This is a genomic window from Pseudoalteromonas sp. ABV4_021, assembly GCF_056159365.1.
Genome location: NZ_JBSWVB010000001.1, coordinates 1,769,162 through 1,789,658 on the forward strand (window position 1 = coordinate 1,769,162; position 20,497 = coordinate 1,789,658).

Sequence of the window (20,497 nt, forward strand, 5' to 3'; positions counted from 1 at the left end):
ATTAAAAGTGTCAACTCATGCTAGGATGGGTCAAAAGATTAGCCATCATCACGAATAGTAATGAAAGATCTAGAGTTATTTTCCTTCGGAGTAACAAATTCAAAGAAAAAGTCACCCGTTGTAGCTCTATTTGGCGTTCCTTCTCGACCAATTACGTGAGTAGAGCGGATTGCCCTAGTAGTTGTCGTATTTTGCAACTCGTAAACTCCGCCGTTTGTATCTCCGTTTGTCGAACCATATGTAACACTAGTTCCAGCAGGCAGTGGATTATTAAACATATCACTGTAGTAAAATTCAAACGGTACATAGCTTAAACCAACATCAATCGCGGTATCTTCACCACCCGTACATACTCCATTTTCGTATGTAGCACTTTCTCTATCACAATTTGACGGCGTATTTTCATCGTTATCATCATCTAAGTGGATGAAATAACGAGAAATATCAACCGACTTGACATCACACGCGTCTTGAGTCTCTGACACTTCTAATTGAAGTAGTTGCTTATCGTTTTCAGAACCATCTGCAAACTCCCATGACCCATCGTCTGGAAGCGTTAACATTAAATCCGTGCAATCAGCTGGAATAAAACCTTCTGTATTCATTATCGGATTAACAAACATTTCTGATTTACTTATTACAAATCTACCATAAGCAGTGCTTCCTGACATAACAATCTCTATGTTGCGACGTAAATCGATTAAGTCTTTTGAACAGTCGCCATTTTGCTCAGCTAGCTCAGAGCAAACTAGACCATTGAATTTACCGTCCGCGGCACTCCAAATACCATCTCCATTTAAGTCCACAAATTCTTCAAACTCACCGCCATTAGTACTAGTTGGTAGGCAGTTTATACCGTTACTACAATCAACATTACCATCAAAAACACCATTTTCATTGTTATCTATAAATGCTTCAGCCAAATCAAACGCTGAGTAAAACTCACCCGAATCGAACATACCGTTTGCATTACGATCAATGTAGGTTTCTTCACCAGCAGTAGTCGCCAAAATCGTCGCTCGTCCGCCCAGTGGTACGCCATTTTCGTAGCTGTTGGCATTTAAGATACCTTGCAAACACGGCGCAGGAGCACCAAAGTATGGGTCACAGTTAATTTGATTTGTTTTAGGGTTTGTACCACCTATCCAGTTGCCCCAGTTATTATCAGTGAAAGGCTTTGGATTTTGACTTCTCCATTGAACTGTACAAATACCATCAACTGTTTCACAGCGTAATAAATCACTAAACTGCTCTCCGTCAACTAAGCCGATTGCACCGCCTTCGGTGCGTAAATAAACAGCAGTTCCATCAGGTACGAAATTACCAAAATGATCTGCCATATACACAGATACATTACTTATTTCATTTTCATATTGAAGCGCTTCGACATTAAATTTGTCAGCAGCCACTGTAAAGCTCGAGTTATCTGGAAGACCCGAGGTGATTGTTAAAAGGTCAGAAACGCTTACAATTTGAGAGTCGAGATCAACTAAGGTTAATTTTCCATCTGGGCATTGTTCCCCCGCAGGTTCTGCTTGACAACTATCGAACAGGTCTTTCCAACAAGTCACATCATTAAACGGGTAATCAGCAGGAATTTGTTCATCAGGAATGTAGCATGCGTGTACACGCACCGCCATAGGAACCTTACCCGAAGTAACAGTAACTTCTGAAATACCTTGACTATTAGTATTTATAGAACCACGGTTTAATGTTACACCACCATTATATGAGTTTAATTTGAAATCAATTCGACTGTTAGCTACAGGTTGCTTTTGCTCATCAATTAACTTAAATCTGATATTACTTGACTCTGTACGATTCTTTCCCCCTGTTCCTTTAAGCGCAATAACCGTTTGTGTTGAATCAAGGAATTCAATAGATGCAACTTCAGAAGCAGAAAGCGGAAGTATAGTTGAGATAGATTTACCGTTAACAAATGCCGTTACAGTATCCTCTGGATTACCATTACAACCTAAAGAACGGTATGTTGCTGATGCAGTGCCACCTATACTAGTGGCTTTCGCATCTAGTTCTGCTAAGCCAGATTGAGTACATGCAGAACTAAATTCCACATCAAGAGGAATTGTTAATGGTGTACCATCAGTGTCTTTAATTTCGACGGTAATAACAGTTGTAGCACCTGATGCAAGAGGCTGGTATTCACCAGAACCATCGGTTTTCAGGTTTAAGCCATTCTCAATCGCTAGAGAAAACTCTGCAACTCCGACACTAAAAGCTTTAATCACTGAAACGTCCCTGACAGTTGCAGTCATTTCACCTGTGTCATTTTTAGTACCAGGCTCTAAAGTCAATAACGCAATACCGTTCGCATCTGTTACTGCTTTACCTGACTCTGGCAGCAACTTACCTACCGTAGTTTCAACACTTACTAAGGTCTCAACAAAGCCATCGCCTGTTTTCGCATTCAAAGCTGAAATATATACAGTACCAATTTTATCTGAAGAAATGTCACGATTTACAACTGTACACCCAGTACTAGGATCAGTCGGATCTAGTCGATTGTTGTCGCGGTCGGCATCCCAACCATCATTACAGCCGGTAAGTAATTTTATATCGACTATTGTTTCAGCTGTTTCAGTGGAAGCATCATCACCTGAAGAGAAAAAGCCAGCACTTTTAGCTATGTTGGTTCCATCGATTTGAGCGATTACTTTACCTGCACCTTTAAAATTACCAGAGCCCAGAGTGACTGTAGCAACACCCGATTCGTCAAGAAGTTGCGTTCCTGTTTCAGATAAGATACGACCAGTATGTTCTGTGCTGAACACCACTAAACCGTCCGTTACTGGTTGACCATCGCTTTTTACAATAGCACTAACAATACCTTGGTTATCTTTTGTAATTGGGCTGAACTCAGTAAACTTATTGCCGTTTTTATCTAATACGGTTAACTCAAGTGTAACAACGCCACCAACGCCACCATCAGTTTCATCACCTGTACTTGTAAAAGTTAACGGCACTTCAAGTGTATCGTTGTCAATTGGCTCGAATGTTGCTGTAACCTTACCTGAACCAGCAACCGAACCAGCGCGCAGTGTGATTTCAGCAATACCATCAGAATTTGTTTGCGCCGTACCCACCTCAGGGTCAATAACACCAACGGTACTCCCATTAAAATCAGACAGCGAAAAAGAAATCAATTGGTTCGGATATGCTTTACCATTTTTCTTTAGTTCAGCCTTTAACAAACCAGGTTGAGCGGCAGATACTTGAGAAATACCATTCCCACCATCTGTTGAGTGAAGAGTAACTTTAAGTTCGTAGCTATTCGCTGAACCACCACCATCTGGTGACTCTAAGCTACCACCACCGCCACATGCTGTTAGCATAAAACTACACAGCAGAGCGAAGAGTAATCGGATCGAAGGCATGACTTCTCCCTTGCATTAAAATTATAATTAGAGTTATTCAGTCTATATTAAACTAATAATCCAACAAAAATCATAGCATTTTTAAAAAAACTTACCGTATTTCCTTTAAATTTTTATGTTCACTGGTAGGCTATGCAGAAAATCACAATAAATATACATACTAAATTATGACATCCACTATTTCACAACCTAAAGGTTTGGGGTTAACAGGCAAGATCCTCATCGGTATGGTTTTAGGTATTATCACTGGCTTTTTGTTCAAAGCGCTAATGGGCGAATCGGGTGATTTCACGCTAACTGCGGGTGAGTTTACGTTTTCATTTAAAGGCTTTTTTGTTGACGGTATTTTTCATATTGGCGGCCAAATATTCGTTAATAGTTTAAAGATGTTAGTCGTACCTTTAGTATTTATCTCGCTTGTGTGTGGTACATGTAGCTTAAGTGACCCTAAAAAATTAGGTCGCTTAGGTGGCAAATCAATTGGTTTGTACCTTCTTACGACTGCCATTGCGATTACCATTGCAATGACCCTAGCGCTTGTAATCAACCCCGGTGAAGGCATTAATATGCCAAGTTCATCTACGTTCGATGCGAAGCAAGCGCCGACACTTGTTGATGTTATTATTAACATGTTCCCAACCAACCCGATTAACGCAATGTCTAGCGGAAATATGCTACAAGTAATTGTGTTTGCACTATTATTTGGTATTGCAATGGCACTTAGCGGTGACGCGGGCAAACGTTTAACGGCAGTATTTGAAGATTTAAATACAATTATTTTGAAGCTAGTAACTATTTTAATGAATATTGCACCATACGGTGTGTTCTTTTTAATGGCGAAGCTATTTAGCTATATTGAAGGCGACTTAATCCTCAAGCTTATCTTTTATTTCGGCACCGTTTTACTTGCGCTATTTATTCATGCATTGATTGTTTACCCAGTACTGCTTAAAACATTTACAGGATTGAACCCGCAAATATTTCTAAACAAGGTAAAAGAGTTATCTATTTTTGCGTTTAGTACGTCAAGTTCAAGTGCAACTATGCCAGTAACGCTAGAAACGGCGACTAAAAAGCTAGGTGCCGATAACAAAGTTGCTTCTTTCACTGTACCCTTAGGTGCAACCATAAATATGGACGGCACCGCGATTATGCAAGGTGTTGCCACGGTATTTATCGCACAGGTGTTTACTGTCGATTTAAGCTTTACCGATTACTTAATGGTTATCTTAACTGCAACACTTGCCTCTGTTGGCACTGCGGGTGTACCAGGTGTTGGATTGATTATGCTTGCAATGGTACTTAATCAAGTGGGTTTACCTGTTGAAGGTATCGCCATTATTATTGGTGTAGATCGCTTGTTAGATATGACTCGAACCGCTGTTAACGTAACTGGAGATTGCATGGTTACGTGTATCGTTGCCAAGTCTGAAGGCGAATTTGATGATGCGGTATTTAACGATAGCGATGCCGGTAAGGAATTTGAAAATATACGATAATATTCAGCACTTACTAAAAAGCCGCTAATTTTAGCGGCTTTTTTGTTGTTAGAACTTAATTATTAATGATAAAGCTCTTTGCTTTTTGATAATAATTTGGCGATTACGTTATCTATAACTCCTGTCACGCCTAACCCGAGTTTATCTGATAAGCCTTTTTTGGTTTTATAGGTTATTTCAAGCAATTCGAATTGCTCATTTAACGCTAGCAATAAATCGTCACTTGTCTGGATCTCATCTACTAATCCTAACTTGTGTGCATCTGTACCAAACCAAGTTTCACCTGTCGCCACTTTTTCCACATTTAGGTTTGGCCTAGCTGATTGAACATGTTCGCGAAACAATACATGAATTTGCTCTAGTTCTTGCTTAAACTTTTCACGGCCAATTTCGTTATTTTCACCAAACATTGTTAACGTGCGTTTAAACTCACCGGAAGTGATTTGCTCGAACTCTACGTGATTTTTCTTTAGTAATTTATTGAAATTTGGTAACTGCGCAATGACACCTATGCTGCCAACCATAGCAAACGGGGCACAAACAAATTTATCAGCTACGCAGGCCATCATATAGCCGCCACTAGCTGCAATTTTGTCTACACTCACAATAAGTTCAAGTTTCGCCTGTTTAAGGCGTGCTAATTGCGATGCTGCCAACCCATAGCCATGCACTACGCCACCACCACTTTCAAGCTTAAGGACCACTTTATCGCTTGGCTTTGCTACCTGAATAATCGCCGTCACTTCATTTCGCAATGACTCGACTTCCTTCGCATCAACGCCCCCCTTAAAAGACAATACAAACACTTTGTTTAGGTTTTCGTTTGCAGTCTCTTTAGATGCTTTTTTTTCGCTCTTCTCAAAATCTTTAAAGGCATTTTTTTCAAGCGTTACGCTTAATAGCGCTTTCTTTTGTTGATCTAACTTTTCGCTTAAGCTTTCAATCGCTAATTCACCTTTACTTGCTTTAGGTTTACTTGAAGCCCCCACAATCAACACAACAATAATGGCAAACGCGACTACAAATGTGACTGTTTTTGCGAGAAATAATCCGTATTCGTATAAAAATTCCAAACTTAAACTCCGTAATTAATGTTTTGCGTACTCTAATTAAAATCGAGGCAAAAAAAAAGCCGCACTAACGAGTGCGGCTTGATAGTGTGTTTAATATTATTCAGTTACAACAGTGGTATTTGTAACTTGCAGCATTAAGCCTCTGCTCGCTAAGAATGACGCAATCTGGCTTTGCATTTCAGCATTTGCAGCTGCAGCATCCGAAGGTGCTACGCCGTAAGCTGGTGCAGGTGTTAAAACCGAACCATGGTGGCCTTTGGTAAATTTAACTAAATAGCTTGCCGGTACTTCAGATACCTGTGAAGTTGCTGCAGGTGTCAGCCCCATAAATAAGCCCGATGGAACAGTACCCGATACTGGGCTTACAGTTGAGTAAGGAGGGATTACTGTATCAGCCGGATTACCCATCCCGTCACCAACTACTACATTCTGATAGATAGCTGTACCCTGTGAAGCCACCTTGCTAGCTAACGAGTTAGAATCAGCCGCATCGACTGCGGTTTGAATTGCAAAAGCAAATTGGCTAATCGTACCTGAAATGTTGGCTAATTTTGCTGTTTCTTCAGCCTGTGCAAGCATAGTTGTATAGGCAACAAACGCACAACCAGCAAATTCACTTTGTGAGCCCGCATAGTCAGCACATGCGGCCTTACCCTCATCAGAACTCATAAATGCAATAAATTCAGCTGATTCAGCTGTACCCGCTCCTGCTAATACGGAACCTTTAATTACGTTACCAAACGCGTTCGATTCAAGTAAAAAGCCAGCTAAACCACCGCTACCACTTGCAAGTGCTGCTGTGTTTACCTTGAATAGCGGGTCGATAAGAGCCGCATTTTCTGGGCCTACTAGAGGTGCAACTGACTCATTTGCAGCAGCTAAGAAACCTGGTGCAACCACAGCCCCAAGAGAGTGACCAACAAAGCTTACGTCTGTCGGATTGATGCCTTGAAGGTTTGTCGCCGCTAGTGATAAGCGTAAGCCAAGTAAGTCAGCCATTGATTGACGTAAATTATCTCGCGCCACTAAGCTTGACGACAAATTCATGTAATGAAGTACGTTACCGTTTTCACCCGAAGCAATAAAGTCTATTGTGCCGTTGTTATCAGCGTCGATGCCACGTTCACCGTGTAATGGGTGATCAATTGCAACCGTTACAAAACCTTGCAATGTAAGCGCACCAGTAAGCGCTAGCATGCTTTCTTTTGTACTGGTAATACCGTGTTGTAAGATAACAACCGGCCAACCTGTTGCTGGCATAGCGAGTGCTGGCATACCAAGTTGCGCACGTACCGCATTAATGACCGTTAAGTCATCTGCTGGCGCCGTAACTTGAACTGGAACATTTGCCGGTGTTTGAGGATACGGAAGTGGATTATATTTAGTTAAGTGGCGCTGCTCATCTAAGCCTAGATCACGCAACAACCCATTCGATGCGTTAAAGCAAATCGTATCTTTACCTTCTGCAGGTTGTTCCGGAATAAAGCCGCCATTTGCTACGAAACCAGCAAGCGTTGCCGCGCCATCACATAACGCTTTCCAATATGTATTATTTAACGCAGAATCATCTGTGCCCTGTGGCTTTCTTAAGTAATGCGGTAATACAACCGAGCCACGCTCGTACTTGATTTGATCAAAAACTGGCGAAGGCGGCTGTGTCCCTTGAGAGCGGAATAATACGTCACCTACAGTCAAACCAGTAGATGGACCCATCATAAGCTGTGGCATGTTTTGTTGTGTAGCTGCACTCATTGCATACACATTTTTAACCATACTCATCACTGAGCCAGCTGATTGAATGCTCATTGCGCCAGTATAGATAATATCGTCTTTGGTCAAAGAACCAGATTGAGTAACAATATTTTCGTAGCTATTAATAACGCCTTGCAGCGCTTTTTGCTCATCTGTTACCAATGGTAATGAATTAATGTCGAGCTTAACTAAACCGTAAGTTTCTGAAGATTCAAATGACTCACCGCTCGTATCACGTAGTGCGTTTGTCACAACGTTAATATATGCAGAGCCTTGATTGAATGGTTTAAGCGGAACAATCGCAATATTATTACCACTAGCTTGTGCAACAAAATCAACACCAAACGTTAATTCTTTAACGTATTTACACGCTAAACCCGCTTGTACTTGCGCACATTCTGGGTCAGTAATGCTTGCGCCCATTACGACTTCAAATAAACGCACTGAATCACCATTAACAGTGCTGGTATCAAGCACTAAACCTGCAGGAACATCTAATGCAATTTGATAAGGAGATTGCGTTGACCAACCATCAAGAGCACCTAGCGCCGTTTGTGGGTCAGCATAATTAATTTCTTCGGCGGCTTCGCCTGGCATATTTAATGTGCCGTCAGTTGTTCCTAAAAACAGTAAATCATTTGGCACTGACACGACGCCGTTTGACGGATCAAATGCGACAGTAGCTGCAGTCCTTGCAGGCGCGATTACTTCTGACTCATTTTTAACATCTTCTAAGCTCTCACCACAGCCGTATAACGCTGTAGTAATCGCCATTGTGAGTAGCACTTTTTTCATTTTATTGCTCCAAACCCGATCTTTTTTATTGTGTGTATTTGATATTAAACATCAAAAATTAATTCGTCGGTGGTTATTATTAAGACATTAGACCAGTTAAAGTTAACTTAAACAAAGCAATTTCTCCACCTAAATTTAAATAAATCACAAAACTATTTTACTTGACTATGGTATGATGGCGAAAAATTTTGAACACCTAAACTAATATGCATGATTATCAAGCAAGTAATGACGCGCTTAACAACAAAGTCATTCTCGTAACGGGTGCCGGTGATGGCATCGGTAAAGTTGCCGCAATTGAATTTGCAAAACACGGCGCAACGGTAATTTTATTAGGTAAAACAGTTGCAAAACTTGAAGCCGTATACGATGAGATTATCGCATTAGGCGCGCCCCAACCTGCAATTGTGCCGCTCGATATGAAAGGCGCAACAAAACAACACTATCGTGATTTAGCAGCCACGATTGAAAATGAATTTGGTCGCCTTGACGGATTATTAAACAATGCTTCTATCATTGGTTCATTAGGCCCACTGGAACATTTCTGCGTATCAACATTCGAAAACATTATGAAAGTGAACGTTACCGCACAAGCTGTGTTAACTAAGTCACTTTTCCCACTGTTAAGAAAGTCCGATAACGCATCAATAATATTTACATCAAGTGGTGTTGGCCGCGAAGGAAGAGAGTTCTGGGGTGCTTACGCAATTTCAAAGTTTGCCACAGAAGGCATGATGCAAACTTGGTCTAAAGAAGTTGGTAAAACGAATATTCGTATCAACTGCATCAATCCAGGTGCAACACGCACAGCAATGCGTGCCATTGCGTTCCCTGGTGAAGATAAAGACAAGTTAAAAACACCAGCCGATTTAATGCCAACATACCTGTACTTAATGTCGGATGATTCAATTGGTGTTAATGGCCAATCGATTGACGCACAGCCTAAAGTATAAATTGCAAAACACATAAAAAAATAGCGCAGTAATCTGCGCTATTTTTTTTGCCTTTAAGCTTTGACTGTCTCGTGTTGGTTCGACATTGACCACGCATTTAATAACGCCCTCACGAGCGAAGCTAACGGAATTGCAAAGAAAACGCCCCAAAAACCCCACAAACCACCAAAAAACAATACCGCAACAATGATGTAAACCGGGTGTAAGTCTACTGCTTCTGAAAACAGCAGTGGCACCAATAAATTTCCATCTAACGCCTGAATAACACCATAAGCAATGATCACATACCAAAACTCACTGCCCACACCAAATTGAAATAACGCCACGAGCGCTACGGGGATTGTTACCAACGCCGCCCCTACAAACGGAATAAGCACCGAGAAACCAACTAACGTGCCAAGTAACGCGGCATAGCGTAAGTCTAATATTGTAAAAGTAATAAACGTGGTTGAACCAACAATTAAAATTTCAAAAATTTTGCCGCGTATATAATTCATAATTTGCTGGTTCATTTCCTGCCAAACCTGACTTATTAACTTTCTCTCTTTTGGAATAAACTTTTCAAAGCCCGCAAGTAGCAAATGTTTATCTTTCAGCATAAAAAACACTAAGAGAGGCACAAGTATCAAATAAACTAACCAAGCAACAACATCTTTCAATGAATTAAGGGATGTAGATAGCACCGTTTGACCAATCGTCACCGCGTGCCCTTCCACAGACGATAATATCGATTTAACTTGCTCAGGGTTAACCAATTCAGGATAACTACTCGGAAGCGTCATTAAGTAGCCTTTCCCCTGCTCTAACATGGAAGGTAAATCTTGCACAAAATTTGATAATTGGTGCCATAGCACTGGTATAATACCAACCACAATAGATACAACTACGCCACTGAATATCAACATCACCAAAGTGCTAGAAATAACGCGAGACACGCCCGTATGCATTAGTTTTTGTACCGGCCAATCTAATAGATACGCGATAACTAATGCCACCATTACCGGTATAATATACGTGCCAAAAAAATAAAATGCCGCAGCTAAACTCAGCGTCAGCATTAATAATGTAATTGAATTTGGATCTGAAAACTTGCGCGAGTACCACTGTTTAAAAATATGTAACACTAATTCGCTTCCTCAATGGGGTTAGTTACAATTAATACATTAGATTGCCATGTATAGGTTCGCTGTTGGTTGTCAAGATAGCGAAATACATCGTTGAGCTGTGCATCTTGAGCGAACTTAAACACCACATAATTGGCCGTATTGTTTTGTTTTAATAGATATTTAAATTGAACAAATAATTGAGGACATTTAAGCCCTGTTAGATCTTTCATACAGAATAAAAAACATGTCTTTTACGCAATTAACGTTATCACAAAACGCACCATGAAACAGCTTGATAAAGCAGTTACCACTCAGTAATTTACAAAGCGCAAGCATGTTTTTGATGATTATGCTAAATTCACAGTATACAAGCCGAACTTGATCATATTAGCTTTCTGTTTATGACAAAACAAAATAAAAAAAACGAACTACCGAAAAATCCCACGTTAAAAGACATTAACTGGTTTAAAAAACAGTTAAATTGGGGTGAACTCCCACCTTTTTATCATTTGGTGGCAGCTTCTGTTGGTGAAGCTGAAGGTGTATTCAGTCATGGCTTTGATAACGCGATTAAGCGTATTACCGATAAACGCAACTGGAACTTAGCACTCCTTGGTGGCGAAGAACTCGAAAACGGTGAAATAAAATGCGATACCCCACCAAGGCTTGCCCTTTATCAAGTATTCACTGAACGTGGCTTTGAACTTTTTGCCTTTCCTTATGCCAAAGACAAAGAAATAGACCAGTACGTAAAAGAAAATAAATTGATGGAATTTAAAGTATGGGATCCCCATGCAATGCGCAATGTGCTGCGAATTAATCAGCTACATAAGTACATCCAGTTTTATTTTCAACGCGGTGATGAAGCTGACAAAGCGTTAATTCTGCATTCACATAAAATAGTGCATAAAACCATTGAATTTTTAAAGAGCGAACTAAACGTTATAAAAGTCTCGGGAGTGTCAATAAAAGAATACTACCAAAAGGCAGAACGCACAGCCGACGCTTGTGAGGATGAACTTGCACTCGCTCATTTAATGGCAAATGAAATGCTACAAAAAAAGGAATAACATGCCAAAACCCAGCCTTTTAAAAAAGCTAACGTGCTTTTGTTTCGCACTTTCGCTTCCTGTTGTGGCACAAACTAATTTTAAATTACCCGATCTCGGCACCTCAGCAGTACAAGTATTATCAATCGAAAAAGAACGCGCCGTCGGCGATGTTATGATGATGCAAGTGCGTGGCACCTCACGCGTAATGCAAGACCCCGCGCTTGATGAATACCTTACCAATATTGGTAATCGTCTTGTTGCACATGCTGATGATATACGTTTTCCGTTTGAGTTTTTTTGGGTTGATAACAGAGATATTAACGCATTCGCTTTTTACGGTGGTCACATTGGTATTCACACCGGACTAATTATGAATGCCGACAATGAAAGCCAGTTTGCCTCTGTAATTGGTCACGAAATCGCACACGTAACCCAGCGTCACCTAGCAAGGCGTTTACAACAGGCCAAAGATAATCAAGGGATGACTATTGCGGGTATGATTGCCGGTATTTTAACAACCATAGTTGCACCGGATGCCGGTATGGCAATTTTAGCAGCGAGTCAAACACAAGCGCAACTAAGTCAGTTAACGCACAGCCGAGGCGCAGAACAAGAAGCAGATCGAGTCGGTATGCAAACGCTCAATAGTGCAGGATTTGATCCCAGAGAATCAAGCGAATTTTTAGCCAAGCTTGCTGATCAAATTCGTCATATGCCAAAACCACCGGCATTTTTATTGACTCACCCATTACCCGATTCTCGTGTTTCAGATGTGCGTATGCGCGCACTGCAATACCCTGAACGCTTTATCGATTCGTCGTTAGATTTCTCGTTAGCAAAAGCACGCGTGATTGCACGCTACGGGCAAGAAAGCGCGAAAGCAGAGCAAGAATTTCGTAAGCATTTGCGCATTAATCGTTTTGCACTTACCACAGCAGCAGAGTACGGCCTTGCCTTAACACTGATTGACCAAAAGAAATATGATGAAGCAAACGACCTGCTCACTAATTTAGAGAAAAAAGTACCCGGCAGTTTGTTTATTCTTGATTCAAAAACCGATTTATTACTCGGCCAGAAAAAATACGACGAAGCACTCGCCATGCTAAAAAAAGAGTACCAACGCCAGCCTAATAATCAGGTGGTCACGCTCAATTATGCCAATGCGGCTATCACAGCAGGCAAACTCGATTTAGCACACCAATTACTCAAATACTTTTTACTCGAAAAGCCAGAGCATGTATTAGGTAAAGAGTTACTTGCGCAAACTTACAAAGAGCAAGATGACAAAGCGTCTTACCATGAATTAAAAGCCAGTATTTACACTGATTACGGCGCCTATGCACAAGCTTCTAACGAGGTACAAAAAGCATTAAATCATGTGGATACGGAAGATGAAATTAAGCAGCAACGCTTAAAAGCGCGATTAAAAGAATATCGTCTGATGCAAAAAGAGCTCGCGAAACTTTAATTTCATCTGTAAGCACATTACAATCACGCAAAAAATAGATTTGAGAATCCTATGACTGTTAAAATTTTTCACAATCCACGCTGTTCAAAGTCGCGTGAAACTCTTGCATTACTTGAAGAAAACGCCGTTTCTCCTGAGATTGTTGAATATTTAAAAGACGTGCCAAATGCAGACGATATTAAGCAACTTTTATCCCTATTAAATTTTGATTCTGCGCGTCAATTAATGCGCACCAAAGAAACAATTTACAAAGAGCTTAATCTAAAAGATGAAACAAGCGAAGACGCGTTAATTGATGCAATGGTTGCGAATCCTAAATTAATTGAGCGCCCAATCGTTATCAATAATGGCAAAGCAGCAATTGGCCGTCCACCTGAAAGCGTGCTTGCAATTATCTAATGTCTTATTTATTAGTGCTGTATCACTCTCGTACCGATTCAGTAAAAAATATGGCGTATGAGATCAGCGATGCAGCACAACACGCCGGCATCGACGTAAAAATTCGCTGTTTCAGTGATGATTCTGACGACCTAGTTGTGACCATTGACGATTTAAAAAATTGTGCGGGCCTCGCCTTTGGTAGTCCAACACGTTTTGGCATGATGGCCTCACCAGCTAAACAGTTTTGGGAAACCACCAGTGATTTATGGCTAGCCGGTCAACTGATTGATAAGCCCGCTGCTGTATTTACGTCATCAAGCAGTCAACATGGCGGTAATGAATCAACATTACTGTCAATGGCATTGCCTCTATTGCATCACGGCATGCTGTTATGCGGCGTACCCTACGATGTACCAGCGTTGTCTGCCACACAAACTGGCGGTACTCCGTACGGTGCAAGCCATGTATCTGGGCTTACAAATTCAAGTAATTTAAGTCAGGACGAAATCGCCATTTGCCAAAGTGTCGGCAATCGACTCGCTAAACTAATTAAGCAATTACAATGAGTAAAATAGAGAAACAAGCAATTACAAAGCGCTACCAAAAAATTGCGCTATTCGGTTACATTGGGTTATTAATTTTAATGCCAACATGGTTACTCGGGTTATCACCACGTGAAGGTTACAGCACAGGGTTCGTTATTGGCCTTTACATTGTGCCTTTATTACTACCGCTCAAAGGCATTATTCAAGATAAACCTTACACTTACGCTTGGGCTAACTTTATTGTCATTATCTACTTTTTGCATGGTTTTACGTCCTTGTGGGTAGCACAAAATGAAATGATTTTTGTTTTGCTTGAACTGCTTTTTGCCAGTTGTATGTTTATTGGTTGTACATACTATGCTCGCTATCGTGGTCAAGAATTAGGACTTAAAATTAGAAAGCTAAAAGAAGAGCTTGCCGAAGAAAAAGCAGCCTTTGAAGAGAAAGAATAAAAAAAGCGGCAAATATGCCGCTTTTTTTATCTTTTAACTGACCAGTCCTAAATAAGGTTGACACTTTTCCAACTTAAATTTGGAGAATGTTATGAACCCTATATCTAAGAGAACTCAAAAAGATTATTCACTTGCCTTTAAATTATCAATTGTCGAAAAAGTAGAAAAAGGCGAGTGTACATACAAACAAGCGCAAGACCACTATGGTATCCAAGGTGCTTCAACAGTTTTAGTTTGGCTTCGTAAGCATGGTCGACTAGATTGGAGTAAGGGAACACCTAATCACATGAGTGAGGCTACCGGTATGTCAGAGCCTAAAGATTTAACACCAGAGCAAAAGATTAAAGCCCTTGAGAAAGAGTTAGAAGATACCAAGTTAAAAGCCGAGTTCTTCGAGAAAATTGTCGATGTGCTTGATAAAGACTTTGGGGTACGTATCACAAAAAAGCAACGCGACAGGTTGTTGAATCAAAAGTCATAGCCAAACTGTCAGTGACCAAGGCGTGTAAGTACTTGGGTATAACACGACAAGCTTATTATAAACGCTGTAAAGTGGCGGTAATAAAAGAGCAGTTTGAGCAACGAGTATTATCGTTCGTAAAGGCACAGCGGATGACTCATCCTCGCATTGGTACCAGAAAGTTACAGTACATAATGCAACAGTCAGAGCTACACATTGGCCGAGACCACTTGTTTGCCTTACTGAGAGTAAACCGCTTATTAGTGCTAACTAAGCGCGCCTATCACCGAACAACACAGAGTCTGCATCGATTTTATAAACACCCAAACATCATAAAAGATGGGATTGAATTAACTCGTCCAGAGCAATTATGGGTGGCGGATATCACTTACCTGCCAACGAAAGAATGCGAGTCCTATCTAAGTCTAGTAACAGATGCTTACTCTAGAAAAATAGTGGGTTATAGCCTAAGTGATAATTTAAAAACGAGTTCAGTAAAACAGGCGTTTAAACAAGCGTTAAAAAATAGAAAAGTCACTTCACCTCTTATCCATCATTCAGATAGAGGTATTCAATATTGCTCACATGAATACCAACGCATACACGAAGAATATGGCATAACGTGCTCAATGACAGATGGATATGACTGCTACCAAAATGCCTTGGCGGAACGCGTAAACGGTATACTGAAAAACGAGTATTTACTGACAAAGCCTAATAACTTGGAAGAAGCTGCGAAAATGGTGAAACAATCCATTGATATCTATAATCAAAGAAGGCCACACACGGCTTTAAAATACAAAACGCCCGATGAAGTTCATCGAGCGTTTTAATATTAAAAGTGTCAACTCATGCTAGGATGGGTCAAACCAACAATTAATTGTCTAATGCTTCGAGCAGTGAGTTAAACCAAGGCGCTGCTACTGGCAAAGGATCAAAGTGTTCGCTCGCATCAACCTTTAACATCTCTAACACTTCATTACCTCGCAACTCAATGAGTAATTCTCTAAATTTTCTGCCAGCGCCACAGTAAGTTTCCCCATAACTACTGTCTCCCATTGCAATCACAGCAAATGGTTTATCAGAAATTAGCGGAAATTCCGACTTAAGGGCCAAATACAAAGATTCAAGTTCAAAAGGAATATCCCCCTGCCCGGTTGTTGAAGTAACTACCAAAATCACATCACTTGAGACAAAATCAGCAACACTGCCTGGGTTATAGAGTTCAAATCCATGCCCTTTTGACTGTGCAATTGACTCTAGTTGTTCACCAAGGGCTTCTGCCCCCCCGTAAACGGTACCAATGAAACACTTAATATTTGCCATTTTTTCTCCTAGCGTTAGTTCCCTAAACCAACTTCATTAATGTGTAACACCTCACATCTTTAACCTTGCAAATAAGGTAGTTAACTTAATCTCGAATTAATAAAGCTGGCACTAAAACAGTTTAGGCAAACAGGTGTTATTTTAGCAACCGATAATCTTGTTCTTTATCTGGCCAGCCTAAGCGCTTAAATAATTCAAGTTCCGGCTCGCCAATCGAGGCCTCAATATGAATAGTCTGCTTACTAAAGGGGTGCTCAAAAGTCAGTTCTTTAGCAAATAACATCAAGCGATTTAAGCCAAATTCTTGCTGGAAAAAATGATTCTGCTTGTTATCACCGTAATTTGCATCATTCAAGATGGGGTGATTGATATGGTTTAAATGACGCCTAATTTGGTGCTTACGGCCGGTTTTTGGTAAACATTCTACCAGTGAATAACGCACCGTTGGAAACTTACCAAGTGGCTTATTGATCACAGCTTGGTGCAAACACTTAAAGTCGGTTTGTGCTTCTTGCGCTGGTTTTTCTTTATCGGCAAACTTATCGGCAATCTTGTCGTGTTTGTATTTGAGTGCATGATCCACATGCAACGATTCTGGCGCAAACCCGCGTGTTAACGCTAAGTAACGCTTGCTGATCTTATGCTCTGAAAAGAGTGAGCTTGCGGTACGTGCGACATCACTACTTAAACCAAATAACAACACGCCAGATGTAGGCCTGTCTAACCGATGAAGCGGAAACACATGTTGATCAATTTGGTCGCGTAACATCTGCATCGCAAAATTAGTTTCGCGTTTATCTAAAAAAGAGCGATGCACCAATAAACCAGACGGTTTATCAATCGCAATAAAGTGTTCATCACGATATAAAATCGGTAATTCACCAAACATTAATTAAGCGCCTTATCTAATTTTTTAATTACATCAATCACTTTTGGATAATCGCCTAACATTTGCTCTGCCATCGGCGTAATATTGGCTCCTTTTGGCAGCGGCTGATTTGCGGCAACAAGTTGTTTCATTTTGATAATAAATACAAATTGTAACCATTGTTCAAACCGCATTGTGTCATAACAAAATGGCGCAGTAGATGCGAATGCTGCAGTATTTGGTGGTGTGTTTGACCACAGTTGATGTACTTTTAGCGTGTCACTTAATTCGTCGAGCAGTTGAATGATCATATCAGTGTTATATTACTTAGCTATTCACGTATTTTATCAAAACTTCGCTGCTTTTCATTGTATAATGAGCAAAATGCTCGAATGGATAATTATTAATGCAACACACTATCTCAAGCCTTGGCGAACTTCTTGATAATGCAGGCACCACATGGCGCGTTTTTGACATGGGTCGCCGCATTCAAAAAATTGATAAGCAAACATTTTCGCAAATAGAAAACAATCAAATTCCCTATCCATTTCCATTGCAACAACATGCGTTTTTAGCGATTCAATTTTGGAATAGCCACGAGACAGAAACGCCCTACATTTGGTTTTTGAAAATGCCGCTCGACGAACAAAGTAAACTGGTTCAAGCAAGCCGCAATCATTTTGCATCAATGGTAATCGAGGCACTTGGAAATCAACTTACGGGCAATGATGAAGCGCAAAGCCAGCTCGATAATAACCCGTATGTATTTACACCAAACGCAAATAAACTTGCGGCGTTTAATGCCATTATTAAAAAAGAACTAAAACAAAGCGCATCAGCCTACTATGAACATGTAGAACTTTATTTTAGCGGTAAGCTCGGTTTTAATGACTGGCAGCAACTTGGCTTACAAGGCATCGCTGATTTTGCAATGCGATTAACTGATACCAATCAAGACAACTTAATAAAAGCATTAGATCAGTTACCACAGCCCGTTGTTAATTCATTAGCTGCAACCCTTGAACACAGTGCAATTTCGGTTGCTTTAACCGAAGCTTTATACGTTCAGTTTGAAAACGCCGTTAAACAACAAAATAGTGAAAATATCATTAACTACTTACGCATGATGTCTAATACTTCTGCCACAGGTATTTTAGAACGTGCTGTCGCAATATTAGTAACAACACCAACCTTGCTTAACCTTGATGTCGTGTTAACGCTTACAGGGCGCTGCTGGCATGTGCTCGAAAAACATGTTGTCGCTCTTATGGATTACCTCGCATCAGAGCACGACCAAGATGTTTTTGCTGGCATATTTGCTGATCTTGTTGCAATTCCAAGTTTACGCCCTCATATGTTAGCAATGATCCGAATGCAAAATAGAAGCGAAGCCCTTTCGCGTGCAATTGGAAAACTATTTCAACAATAATTATTAGGTAACGATATGGCGTCAATTTGGCTTATTCTGACTGTTGCAACAGTGATCTACTTATTTTGGCTTGACCGACAAGCTGCTGAAAGTGCAAGAGAATATGCCAATCGCCATAGTGAAAAACTGAATGTACAGTTTCTTAGTATTGCGTGTACCAAAAAGCGTATTGGTATTTTAAAAAATGGAAAACCAGGGCTTAAATCAACTTTTGTTTGGGAGTTTTCGAGTAATGGCGAGGACAGTTACAATGGCGTGGTTAATTTAGAAAATGACAAAGTGATCAGTGTTGATGTGCCGCCACATAAAATAAACTAATTTTTAGTACGTCAGAAAAAGCTAAGGCGCAACATAATGCCGCGCCTCAAATTCGAAAAAACATCCATTTTTCCTTGGTTATCCATCACCATTTATGCTTTCGCACATCCATTTTTCATCCATTGAAGGAAACCAATCCATGCTTCCCTAGCTATCCTTGTCCCAATTCCTACCCTCATCCTGAGGTGTCCCCTTTGCTCCTAGCCTTTCCCTGTATTTTGGTTTTTCCTAAACCATCCTTTAAACGCTCCTGCGTTTATCCTTTTTGCATCTTTGCAAAACACTAACTCATTTAGTGCACCGTCATCCTTGCATCCTTGTCCTTTGTTCCCTTGATACGCCCTGTATCTATGCCTAAATTCCATTCCTTGGCATAAAACATACTTCCTGTATGTTTGCTTCCTTGTTGATGTTAATAATAGTGAGAATTTGTGACTAATGTAATGAGGTAAATCGATTCTAAATTTATTAATCTTTTATACATATTATAATTTTTCTTTTATTACATAGAGTTAAATGAAAATAAGTGCTATTTACAGCACTTAAAGCATCACAAACTCACATCATTGTGAGATATTTCCTACACACTATTTGTCAGAAAGCGACTTAGCCCTTTTGCTTAACAAACAGTTTTCCAGACACTTTGGTAAATGTAAGTTCAGTTTCACCTTGGTAACCTTCACTTATAAATAAATCGTGAAAACGTTCCCGTGTAATGAACACCGCACTTGCCTGCGCTCCATCAGATTTAACAACGTCATCAATTGCCCTTAATAAGTAACGGCCGATACCTTGGTGTTGCACATGAGGATCGACTGCAAATAAGCTAATAAAGCAGCAATTAGCGAAGCTTGCGACGGCTTGGTGGATTGCTTTTTCTTTTTCGATAAGCTGATTGGTAGATAATACCCCAGTGTTGAGCATTAATTTTAAGCGCCAGTGCCATACTCTGTCCGCAGCTAACGCATCATTGGCTTTTTGCACACAGCTAACCGCGAGCAAATTGTCACCAGCAAATACGCCGATAATGTGCTGATGGCTTTGCCAAAAGCTGGCTAGCTCTTCACGTATTAATAAGCGGAGTTTTTTCTCGTAAGCACCTTTATTTGCTTTATCGTATCCCAAGATTTGCTGAAATAACTCATCATCGTGATACGCTTGATACAATACACTTGCTGCGATTTTGCAGTCTTCTGCGGTTAAATAGCTAGCTTTTAATTCTGTGTCTAACGTTGGGGTTGCTAATGTTTCATCAGCCATAATATCTTCCTTTATTATTATTGTTCACACTTCAAGTTAGCACATTATTTGAGCTATTCTATAGTTATAGCGTTAAAACAACCTTCTTTAGCAAACATAGGAGCAATATTATGGAATCAGGTTCACATGCAATGAATGATCTGTTTTCACAACTTGGGCTCGATTCAACAGATGAAGCGATTGAACAATTTATCGCTACCCATAAAATTTCACCAAGCCTAATACTTGCCGATGCGCCATTTTGGAGCCAAAGCCAAGCGAGCTTTATTAAAGAATCAATCGAGCAAGATGCTGATTGGTGCGAAATTATCGATCAACTCGATAGCCTGCTCCGTTAGATTACAGTAAAATTGCCCAATGGTTTT

General features: G+C 40.3%; 19 protein-coding genes. 11 read left to right on the forward strand and 8 right to left on the reverse strand.

The genetic code is table 11. The annotated features are described in order from the left end of the window. Positions 1 to 38: 38 nt before the first annotated feature. On the reverse strand, positions 39 to 3,395 hold the full coding sequence (locus ACXAFE_RS08315) for an Ig-like domain-containing protein (protein WP_475151206.1): 3,357 nt from the start codon (positions 3,393 to 3,395) through the stop codon (positions 39 to 41). Positions 3,396 to 3,562: 167 nt separating this feature from the next. Between ACXAFE_RS08315 and ACXAFE_RS08320 the strand changes: the two genes are divergently transcribed. Next, positions 3,563 to 4,894, forward strand: a complete 1,332-nt coding sequence (locus ACXAFE_RS08320) for a dicarboxylate/amino acid:cation symporter (protein WP_475151209.1) — start codon at positions 3,563 to 3,565, stop codon at positions 4,892 to 4,894. A 62-nt stretch (positions 4,895 to 4,956) separates the two neighbouring features. Here the strand turns inward: ACXAFE_RS08320 and sohB are convergent, their stop codons facing one another. Next, a complete protein-coding gene (gene sohB / locus ACXAFE_RS08325; RefSeq protein WP_475151212.1) occupies positions 4,957 to 5,967 on the reverse strand; it encodes a protease SohB in 1,011 nt (336 codons plus the stop codon). Positions 5,968 to 6,063: 96 nt separating this feature from the next. Next, on the reverse strand, positions 6,064 to 8,514 hold the full coding sequence (locus ACXAFE_RS08330; protein WP_475151214.1) for a VolA/Pla-1 family phospholipase: 2,451 nt from the start codon (positions 8,512 to 8,514) through the stop codon (positions 6,064 to 6,066). Between the two features lie 206 nt (positions 8,515 to 8,720). Here ACXAFE_RS08330 and ACXAFE_RS08335 point away from each other — a divergent pair, with 206 nt between their 5' ends. Continuing rightward, positions 8,721 to 9,467: a YciK family oxidoreductase gene (locus ACXAFE_RS08335; RefSeq protein WP_100913605.1), complete on the forward strand. Its 747-nt coding sequence runs from the start codon at positions 8,721 to 8,723 to the stop codon at positions 9,465 to 9,467. A gap of 53 nt (positions 9,468 to 9,520) precedes the next feature. On the opposite strand, the gene ACXAFE_RS08340 is transcribed toward ACXAFE_RS08335, so the two are convergent. Continuing rightward, positions 9,521 to 10,591, reverse strand: coding sequence for an AI-2E family transporter (locus tag ACXAFE_RS08340; RefSeq protein WP_475151217.1), 1,071 nt, complete (start codon positions 10,589 to 10,591; stop codon positions 9,521 to 9,523). 383 nt (positions 10,592 to 10,974) lie between these two features. Here ACXAFE_RS08340 and ACXAFE_RS08345 point away from each other — a divergent pair, with 383 nt between their 5' ends. The 6 genes from ACXAFE_RS08345 to ACXAFE_RS08370 all read left to right on the forward strand — a co-directional run bounded on the left by ACXAFE_RS08345 (position 10,975) and on the right by ACXAFE_RS08370 (position 15,764). Next, the gene (locus tag ACXAFE_RS08345; RefSeq protein ID WP_475151220.1) at positions 10,975 to 11,643 is read left to right on the forward strand and encodes a hypothetical protein; all 669 of its coding nucleotides are present in this window, start codon (positions 10,975 to 10,977) and stop codon (positions 11,641 to 11,643) included. Position 11,644: 1 nt separating this feature from the next. Next, complete coding sequence (bepA, locus tag ACXAFE_RS08350) at positions 11,645 to 13,093, forward strand: beta-barrel assembly-enhancing protease (RefSeq protein WP_475151227.1); 1,449 nt, start codon at positions 11,645 to 11,647, stop codon at positions 13,091 to 13,093. A gap of 51 nt (positions 13,094 to 13,144) precedes the next feature. Further along, positions 13,145 to 13,492 (forward strand): arsenate reductase (glutaredoxin), encoded by a 348-nt coding sequence (gene arsC, locus ACXAFE_RS08355; protein ID WP_054980410.1) that lies wholly within the window; start codon positions 13,145 to 13,147, stop codon positions 13,490 to 13,492. Then, a complete protein-coding gene (locus ACXAFE_RS08360) occupies positions 13,492 to 14,040 on the forward strand; it encodes an NAD(P)H-dependent oxidoreductase (protein ID WP_010559864.1) in 549 nt (182 codons plus the stop codon). Before arsC ends, ACXAFE_RS08360 begins: the two co-directional genes overlap by 1 nt. Beyond that, entirely contained in the window at positions 14,037 to 14,471 is a 435-nt protein-coding gene (locus ACXAFE_RS08365) for a DUF2069 domain-containing protein (protein ID WP_475151233.1), read from the forward strand. Before ACXAFE_RS08360 ends, ACXAFE_RS08365 begins: the two co-directional genes overlap by 4 nt. A 91-nt stretch (positions 14,472 to 14,562) precedes the next feature. Further along, positions 14,563 to 15,764, forward strand: a protein-coding gene (locus tag ACXAFE_RS08370) for an IS3 family transposase (RefSeq protein WP_475149860.1) whose coding sequence is annotated in 2 segments (ribosomal slippage) — positions 14,563 to 14,911 and positions 14,911 to 15,764 — 1,203 coding nt in all. Because the reading frame shifts where the segments join, the coding sequence is not laid out codon by codon here. A gap of 43 nt (positions 15,765 to 15,807) precedes the next feature. On the opposite strand, the gene ACXAFE_RS08375 is transcribed toward ACXAFE_RS08370, so the two are convergent. The 3 genes from ACXAFE_RS08375 to ACXAFE_RS08385 form a co-directional block, all read right to left on the reverse strand. Beyond that, positions 15,808 to 16,257, reverse strand: coding sequence for a flavodoxin domain-containing protein (locus tag ACXAFE_RS08375; RefSeq protein WP_475151236.1), 450 nt, complete (start codon positions 16,255 to 16,257; stop codon positions 15,808 to 15,810). A 136-nt stretch (positions 16,258 to 16,393) separates the two neighbouring features. Continuing rightward, positions 16,394 to 17,146 (reverse strand): tRNA pseudouridine(65) synthase TruC, encoded by a 753-nt coding sequence (gene truC, locus ACXAFE_RS08380; protein ID WP_475151239.1) that lies wholly within the window; start codon positions 17,144 to 17,146, stop codon positions 16,394 to 16,396. Further along, on the reverse strand, positions 17,146 to 17,436 hold the full coding sequence (locus ACXAFE_RS08385; RefSeq protein WP_010559860.1) for a YqcC family protein: 291 nt from the start codon (positions 17,434 to 17,436) through the stop codon (positions 17,146 to 17,148). Before ACXAFE_RS08385 ends, truC begins: the two co-directional genes overlap by 1 nt. A 95-nt stretch (positions 17,437 to 17,531) precedes the next feature. On the opposite strand from ACXAFE_RS08385, the gene ACXAFE_RS08390 reads away from it, so the two are divergent. Both ACXAFE_RS08390 and ACXAFE_RS08395 read left to right on the forward strand, forming a co-directional pair. After that, positions 17,532 to 18,554, forward strand: a complete 1,023-nt coding sequence (locus tag ACXAFE_RS08390; RefSeq protein WP_475151245.1) for a DUF3549 family protein — start codon at positions 17,532 to 17,534, stop codon at positions 18,552 to 18,554. Between the two features lie 15 nt (positions 18,555 to 18,569). Beyond that, entirely contained in the window at positions 18,570 to 18,872 is a 303-nt protein-coding gene (locus tag ACXAFE_RS08395; RefSeq protein WP_475151249.1) for a DUF3301 domain-containing protein, read from the forward strand. A gap of 606 nt (positions 18,873 to 19,478) precedes the next feature. Here ACXAFE_RS08395 and ACXAFE_RS08400 read toward each other — a convergent pair. Continuing rightward, entirely contained in the window at positions 19,479 to 20,132 is a 654-nt protein-coding gene (locus ACXAFE_RS08400; RefSeq protein ID WP_475151253.1) for a GNAT family N-acetyltransferase, read from the reverse strand. A gap of 110 nt (positions 20,133 to 20,242) precedes the next feature. Here ACXAFE_RS08400 and ACXAFE_RS08405 point away from each other — a divergent pair, with 110 nt between their 5' ends. Further along, on the forward strand, positions 20,243 to 20,470 hold the full coding sequence (locus ACXAFE_RS08405) for a DUF2789 domain-containing protein (protein WP_105171210.1): 228 nt from the start codon (positions 20,243 to 20,245) through the stop codon (positions 20,468 to 20,470). The last annotated feature ends 27 nt before the right edge of the window (positions 20,471 to 20,497 follow it).